Raw genomic sequence first — 6,593 nt, forward strand, 5'->3', positions numbered from 1 at the left:
CCGTCGTCAGCGCCCCAAATGCGGGCCGATCCGGTCATGGTGACGCCACCGAGGCAGCGCCAGATCGATCCGAGACCGAGGGAGTGATCGATGCAAGTAGCGGCTCCAACTGAGGAAAAGCCCGGCCGGGTCGCCTATCAGGGCGCGCCCGGATCGTTCAGCCATGAGGCCTGTCTGGCCCTGCGTCCTTGGGACGAGGCTGTGGCGTTCGAAACCTTCGCCCAGGCCCTGGATGCGCTGCGCGCCGGCGACTGCGGTTGCGCCCTGATCCCTGTCGAGAACTCGACCATCGGCGTGGTCGAGCCGGCGGCGACGCTGGTCGGTGCGCTTGGCGTGGAGCCGGTCGCTCAGGTCTGGCGGCCGATCCGTCATGCGCTGATGGCGATCGACGGCGCGCGTCTGTCCAGTATCCGAACGGTCGAGAGCCACCCGATCGCCCTGGCCCAGTGCAAGGACACGCTGGCTGGTTTGAATGTCGAAGTGGTCGAGCATTTCGATACCGCAGGCGCGGCGCGCGATGTCGCCGAAGCGGGGGATCCGACACGGGCGGCCATCGCCCCGGTCGGCGCAGCCGAGGTGTACGGCCTGTCGATCCTGCACAACGACTTGCAGGACTCCGGTGATAATCAGACGCGTTTTGTCCTGTTGAGCTTGCCTGAGGGTTGACGGCGCACGGTCTTTGCGTCCTTAAGACACCCACGGGTCGCAACACGATCCGCATAGACCGGAACCGGACCATGTCCCGCCTGCGCGCTCTTTCTGTTTCTTTCGACCGTTCGCGCGCGGTTTCCGGCCTCTATTTCGGCTACGGCTTTTACGGCTTTCGATACGCCGGCTGAGGCGTCGGGCGCACTCCGTCCCTGACTGCTTCACCGGCGACCGCTCTGGATCAGAGCGGCTGTTCGCTCCTGCACATATCGAATCTCAGAATGCCGAAAGCTCTTTTCCATGCCCCATTCCAATCTTCAGCAAGTCTGGCCTGACATGGCCGACCTGACCCCCGAACAGCAGGCGCTGGCCGCCCTTCGCGCCGAAATCGACGGCATCGACGACCAGATCCTGGCCCTGTTCGAGCAGCGTTTGGCCATCGCCGCCACCGTCGGCCGGGCCAAGGACGCGCCCACCGGCCCGCACACCAAGCTGCGTCCCGATCGCGAGCAGACGGTCCTCTCGCGCATGCTCAAGCAGGCCAAGCCCGAGAACGCCGAGGCGGTCGAACACCTGTGGCGCGAGATCGTAGGTTGGGGGCTGGCGCGCCAGGGCCGGCTTCAGGTCCAGGTCTGGGCCCCGATCGAACCGACCCGCGCCTATGACGGCGCGCGCCTGCGTTTCGGGGCCGCCGCCGACATCAAGATGGTGCGCGATCCGCAAAAGGCCCTGGCCTTCGCCGCCGAAGGCCACGGGATCGGCGTGCTGGCGATCAACACAGAAGACGCCTGGTGGATGGGCCTGCGTCGCGAGTGGTCGATGCTGAGCGTGTTCGACGGCTACGGCGGCGAGACGCCAACGTCTCTGGCCGTGGGCAAGATCGATCCGCCGGCTCTGCCCAAGGGCCGACGCGTGGTGGTCACCGCCGGTGGGGACGCCGGCGACGGCGGCGGCGCAAGGCGCTGGGGGCTGAACACGCATCACGGCTGGACCATCGCCCTGACCGACGCCGATCTGGCGCCGGGCGACGCAGAGGGCTGCGTCGGCGCGATCGGCTGATCTTAAGGGCCGCATCCGGCGAATGGATGCGGCCCTTGTCGTTTCAGACCGCTATATTGTCGATCAGTCGCGTCTTGCCTAGCCAGGCGGCGGCCAGGATGCGGGCGGGGGCGTCGACGATGTCGTTGCGAAACGGCGTCAGGTCCTCCGCGTGACGGATGGCGACGTAATCGACCCGATCAAACCCGGCTTTCAGAAGTGCGGCATAGGCTTCACGCTCGACGCCGGGCAGGGGGCGGCCGCTCGAGGCATGGACGCCGGCCTCCGCCAGAATGCCGTTCAACCGGCGGGCGGTCTCAAGCTCAGCCTCCGACAGATAGGCGTTGCGTGACGACAGGGCCAGGCCCCAGCCGTCCCGCTCCGTCGGCGCGCCGACGATCTCGACCGGCAGGTCCAGATCGCGCACGAACCGCCGTACGACCATCAGCTGCTGGTAGTCCTTCTCGCCAAAGACCGCGACATCAGGCTGCACCTGGTTGAACAGCTTGGTGACGACCAGGGCGACCCCGCCGAACATCTGAGGCCGAAAATCACCCTCGAGACCCAGCGCCGGCCCGGCGACGGCGACACTGGTCGCAAAGCCTTCCGGATACATCGCGTCGGCTGAGGGCGCGAACATCAGGTGGCAGCCGGCGCCGGACAGCAGACGGGCGTCTTCCTCCTGCTGGCGGGGATATTTGCCCAGATCCTCATGCGCCGCGAACTGGGTCGGATTGACGAAGTTGGAGGCGACGACGCGGTCGGCGCGGCGCGCGGCCTCGCGCACCAGGGTCAGGTGGCCTTCATGCAGGGCGCCCATGGTCGGAACCATGCCGACGCTCAGGCCTTGACGTTTCCAGTCCCGGACGACCGCGCGGAGCTCGGCGACGGTGCGGACGACGGCCAAAGGGGTAAACGGGGGTGCGGCGTCTATCATGATGAAGCGATTAACCTTTCCGCTTAAGCCTGTTGATGCACCAGACCGCAAAGTCTGGGCTTTAGGGTCGTGCTTATGACGCCCGCAGAAGCGACCCGTCCAGCTTTGATCGCCCTGGCCTTCGCCAGCAGCCTCGCCGTCGCCGGCTGCGGCGCGGTGGACAGCGATCCCCATCGATTCAGCGCGATGGCCGAGAACGTCGCGGCGATCGACGTTCCGCTATCGGCCCGCGATCGCGAAACCCGGCATGCCGTGGCTGAAAAGGCCGGACTGCGGCCGGTGCGCTTCACGCCGGTCAAGGTGGCCGTCATGGATCCCCACGCCATGTGGGACGCGCGAGACGTTCAGGCAGGCCTTCGCCCCGTCGGTGAAGATGAAGGCCTGCGGGACGCGGTTGTCCGGGCTGCCTCGCCCGCGGTTGTCAAAGCCGTGGCGGATGAGGCGATCTCGAGGGTGCAGGCCCCCGTCTTGCGTCCCGCCAGTCTCACGGCGGCGCCGGAAACCGGGCGAACGATCCAACTGGGTGCCTATTCCAGTGCGGCCGGCGCGCGCCAGGCCTGGGATCGGATGAAGGCCACGTCAGACCTGTCGGGATTGTCGCCGATCTATCAGGAGGTCGAGGTGGGCGGCCGTCGGCTGACGCGGCTGAAGGTCGGGCCGGTATCCACGGAAACCGCCGCTGCGGTCTGCCGCTCCGCCGCTGTCGGCGACGCCTGGTGCGCGCGTAACAGCTGACCGACCCCGGTTCGCCGTCCACAGGTCTGCGTTAAGGTTCCGTTGACGTTTGGCGCTTTGAGGCCGAGTCTCTGTGGACCTAGGACCGCGCAGTCTGAGTCGCGCGGTCGGCACAGAGGATTCCCTCGAATGACGCAGCCGCATGTGATCGTCCTCGGCAACGAAAAGGGCGGGGCGGGCAAGTCCACCCTGGCCATCCACATCGTCACCGGCCTGCTGCACGCCGGGCGCTCGGTGGCGATCATCGATCTGGACCTGCGCCAGCGTTCGATGCAGCGCTTCTTCCAGAACCGCGCCGCCTGGCTGGCCGCGAACGGTCATGAGCTTCCCCAGCCCTTCGTGCCCGACATGGGCGACGGCAAGGCCCTGGCCAAGGCGGATGCGGCCGACCAGATCGCCACCTTCGAGCGCGCCTTCGACGAGGCGGCGGCGCAGGGCGTCGATTGCATCCTGATCGACACCCCCGGCGGAGACACGGCCGTTTCGAACGCCGCCCATGCCCGCGCCGATCAGATCGTGACGCCGATGAACGACAGCTTTGTCGATTTCGACCTGCTGGGCGACGTCGATCCGGTCACCCTGGAGCTACTGAAGCCCTCCATCTATTCCGAGAGCGTCTGGGAGGCGCGCAAGCAGCGCGCCATCGCCCAGGGCCGCCACGCCACGATCGACTGGCTGGTGGTCACCAATCGCCTCGCCGTCGCGGAGGCGCGCAACCGCAAACGTCTGGAAGAACGAATGACCAAGCTGGCCAAACGCGTCGGCTTCCGCGTCGGTCCGGGCCTGCGCGACCGGGTCATCTATCGCGAGCTGTTCCCGTTCGGCCTGACGGTGGCCGACCTGTCGAACGACATCCGGCCGGTCGCGGTGTCCCTGGCCCACGTCGCTGCGCGTCAGGAGATGCGCAATCTGATGATGGCCATGGGTCTGGAGCAGGTTCTCAGCCCTTTGGACGTGGCGGCCTGATCGCCTGATGGGTTTGATCTGGCTGGCCTTGGCGGCGATCGCCGTCTGGGCGCTGGTGCGGCTGGGCCAACAGACCGAGCGACGCGGACGCGCTCACTGGCGCGTGACGGCGACCCTGCTGGGCGCAGTTCTGCTGGCCGGCGGCGCGCTTACGGCGTTTCGTGGGTCGTGGCTGACGGCGGCGGCGCTGGCAGGGGCAGGACTCTATCTGGCCTGGTCCTCCCGCACGCGGCCGGTCATCCGATCCGAACCCATCAGCGAGGCTGACGCCCGCGCCGTGCTGGGCGTCGGGCCAGCCGCGACGGAGACGGAAATCCGCGCGGCCTGGAAACGCGCCATGGCCCGCGCACATCCCGATCAGGGCGGCACGGCGGGGCTGGCGATGCGCGTCAACGCCGCGCGTGATCGGCTGCTGGGAAAATCCGGGCGAAGCTAGGCGCGCTCTCGAAGCCACGTCCCTGCGGTCGTGGAAACTGTCGGACGCAAAAGCACGCATCGCCTCCGCTTGCCCTCGGGTAAGTCTGGGCTTACGGGTCCGCGCTCTTGATCAATGATTCAGGGAGCGGTCGATGACCCTCGCACTTCTGTTTCCGGGACAGGGCAGCCAGGCCGTCGGCATGGGCGCGCCGTTGGCGGACGCTTTCCAATCCGCTCGCGACGTCTTCGCCGAGGTGGACGAGGCGCTGGGCCAGAAGCTGTCGGTGCTGATGCGCGAAGGCCCCGAGGATCAACTGACCCTGACCGAGAACGCCCAGCCCGCCCTGATGGCGGTGTCCGTGGCGGCGATCCGGGCGTTGAAGGCCGAGTTCGGGTTTGACGTGGCGAGCGCGGCCTATGTGGCCGGTCACTCGCTGGGCGAATATTCGGCGCTGGCGGCGGCGGGTGCGATCTCGTTGTCGGATACGGCGCGGCTGCTGAAACTGCGTGGTCAGGCCATGCAGCGCGCGGTTCCGGTGGGGCAGGGGGCGATGGCCTCGCTGATCGGACCCAAGACGGATCTGGCGCTGGCGGAAGCAGCGGCGGCGGCCGGTTCGGAAATCGGCGTCTGCGTGGTCGCCAATGACAACAACAACGGCAATATCGTCATCTCAGGCGAGAAGGCCGCCGTGGATCGGGCGATCGAGAAGGCCAAGGAACTAGGCGCGCGGGCCATTCCTCTGAACGTCTCGGCGCCCTTCCACTGCCCGCTGATGCAGCCGGCGGCCGACGAGATGGCCGCCGCCCTGGCCGAGGCGAAGATCGTCGCCCCGGTGGTGCCCGTCGTCGTCAACGTTCTGGCGCGGCCCGAGAGCGTCCCGGAAGTCATCCGCCGCCTGCTGGTCGAGCAAGTCACCGGCCGGGTGCGCTGGCGTGAGAGCATGGAGTGGATGGCCACGGAAGGCGGCGTGACGCGCTTTGTCGAGATCGGCTCGGGCAAGGTGCTGACCGGCATGGCCAAGCGGATCGCACCGGACGCCGAGGCCCTGCCTCTGAACACGCCGGAAGAGCTGGAAGCCTTCGCCAAGGCGTTGTGAGCCACGCAGGTCGCCATCCTCGGGCTTGACCCGAGGATCGGACGGTCCGCACTTCGGCGTCTGAGCGCCATTATCGACATTGGCGCCGCACGGCGCCTGATCCTCGGGTCAAGCCCGAGGATGACGGAAGGAATAGAGGGAACAGATGTTCAATCTTGCAGGTAAGACCGCGCTGGTGACCGGCGCGACGGGCGGGATCGGCGGGGCGGTGGCGCGGGCGCTGCACGCCCAGGGCGCGACCGTGGTGTTGTCGGGCACGCGCGAGGCCGTGCTGGCGGATCTGGTCAAGGATCTGGGTGAGCGGGCGCATTTCGCCACGGCGAACCTGTCGGATTCTGAGTCGGTCGATAATCTGGTAAACGCAGCCGAGGCGGCGGCGGGCTCAGCCCTGGACATCCTGGTGGCCAATGCGGGCATCACCAAGGACGGCCTGCTGATGCGGATGAAGGACGAGGATTTCCAGTCGGTCCTGACCGTCAACTTGGAAAGCTATTTCCGCCTGACCCGCGCGGCGGTGAAGGGGATGATGAAGCGCCGTTCGGGGCGAATCATCGGCGTCACCTCTGTCGTTGGCGTGACCGGCAATCCGGGCCAGACCAACTATTCGGCGTCCAAGGCCGGGATGATCGGCTTTTCCAAGTCGCTGGCGCAGGAGGTCGGCTCGCGCGGCATCACGGTCAACTGCATCGCGCCGGGCTTCATCGCCTCGCCGATGACCGACGTGCTGAACGATCAGCAGCGCGAGACCATTCTGG

At 67.4% G+C, this 6,593-nt stretch carries 8 protein-coding genes; 7 read left to right on the top strand and 1 reads right to left on the bottom strand.

Going from position 1 to position 6,593, the window contains the following annotated elements; genetic code table 11:
• Nucleotides 1-90 precede the first annotated feature (90 nt).
• Entirely contained in the window at nt 91-666 is a 576-nt protein-coding gene (locus RT123_RS11155; RefSeq protein WP_313009190.1) for a prephenate dehydratase domain-containing protein, read from the top strand.
• 318 nt (nt 667-984) lie between these two features.
• The gene (locus tag RT123_RS11160; RefSeq protein ID WP_313009191.1) at nt 985-1,707 is read left to right on the top strand and encodes a chorismate mutase; all 723 of its coding nucleotides are present in this window, start codon (nt 985-987) and stop codon (nt 1,705-1,707) included.
• A gap of 43 nt (nt 1,708-1,750) precedes the next feature.
• On the opposite strand, the gene panC is transcribed toward RT123_RS11160, so the two are convergent.
• Nucleotides 1,751-2,623: a pantoate--beta-alanine ligase gene (panC, locus tag RT123_RS11165; RefSeq protein ID WP_313009192.1), complete on the bottom strand. Its 873-nt coding sequence runs from the start codon at nt 2,621-2,623 to the stop codon at nt 1,751-1,753.
• Nucleotides 2,624-2,728: 105 nt separating this feature from the next.
• Between panC and RT123_RS11170 the strand changes: the two genes are divergently transcribed.
• From RT123_RS11170 to RT123_RS11190, 5 genes are all read left to right on the top strand, one after another.
• Nucleotides 2,729-3,358, top strand: a complete 630-nt coding sequence (locus RT123_RS11170) for an SPOR domain-containing protein (RefSeq protein ID WP_313009193.1) — start codon at nt 2,729-2,731, stop codon at nt 3,356-3,358.
• Between the two features lie 129 nt (nt 3,359-3,487).
• Complete coding sequence (locus RT123_RS11175) at nt 3,488-4,324, top strand: division plane positioning ATPase MipZ (protein WP_313009194.1); 837 nt, start codon at nt 3,488-3,490, stop codon at nt 4,322-4,324.
• 7 nt (nt 4,325-4,331) lie between these two features.
• A complete protein-coding gene (locus RT123_RS11180) occupies nt 4,332-4,760 on the top strand; it encodes a molecular chaperone DnaJ (RefSeq protein WP_313009196.1) in 429 nt (142 codons plus the stop codon).
• Between the two features lie 133 nt (nt 4,761-4,893).
• Nucleotides 4,894-5,838, top strand: coding sequence for an ACP S-malonyltransferase (gene fabD / locus RT123_RS11185; protein ID WP_313009197.1), 945 nt, complete (start codon nt 4,894-4,896; stop codon nt 5,836-5,838).
• 145 nt (nt 5,839-5,983) lie between these two features.
• The coding region (locus RT123_RS11190) for an SDR family NAD(P)-dependent oxidoreductase (RefSeq protein WP_313009198.1) at nt 5,984-6,593 on the top strand (610 nt) is incomplete at its 3' end.

This window comes from Brevundimonas vesicularis, from assembly GCF_032067225.1.
GTDB lineage: Bacteria > Pseudomonadota > Alphaproteobacteria > Caulobacterales > Caulobacteraceae > Brevundimonas > Brevundimonas vesicularis_F.

Bases quoted from the DNA above. Each gene is read 5' to 3' on its own strand.
- fabD (WP_313009197.1), top strand. From the start codon at position 4,894: ATGACCCTCGCACTTCTGTTTCCGGGACAGGGCAGCCAGGCCGTCGGC.
- RT123_RS11160 (WP_313009191.1), top strand. From the start codon at position 985: ATGGCCGACCTGACCCCCGAACAGCAGGCGCTGGCCGCCCTTCGCGCC.
- RT123_RS11180 (WP_313009196.1), top strand. From the start codon at position 4,332: ATGGGTTTGATCTGGCTGGCCTTGGCGGCGATCGCCGTCTGGGCGCTG.
- RT123_RS11175 (WP_313009194.1), top strand. From the start codon at position 3,488: ATGACGCAGCCGCATGTGATCGTCCTCGGCAACGAAAAGGGCGGGGCG.
- RT123_RS11155 (WP_313009190.1), top strand. From the start codon at position 91: ATGCAAGTAGCGGCTCCAACTGAGGAAAAGCCCGGCCGGGTCGCCTAT.
- panC (WP_313009192.1), bottom strand. From the start codon at position 2,623: ATGATAGACGCCGCACCCCCGTTTACCCCTTTGGCCGTCGTCCGCACC.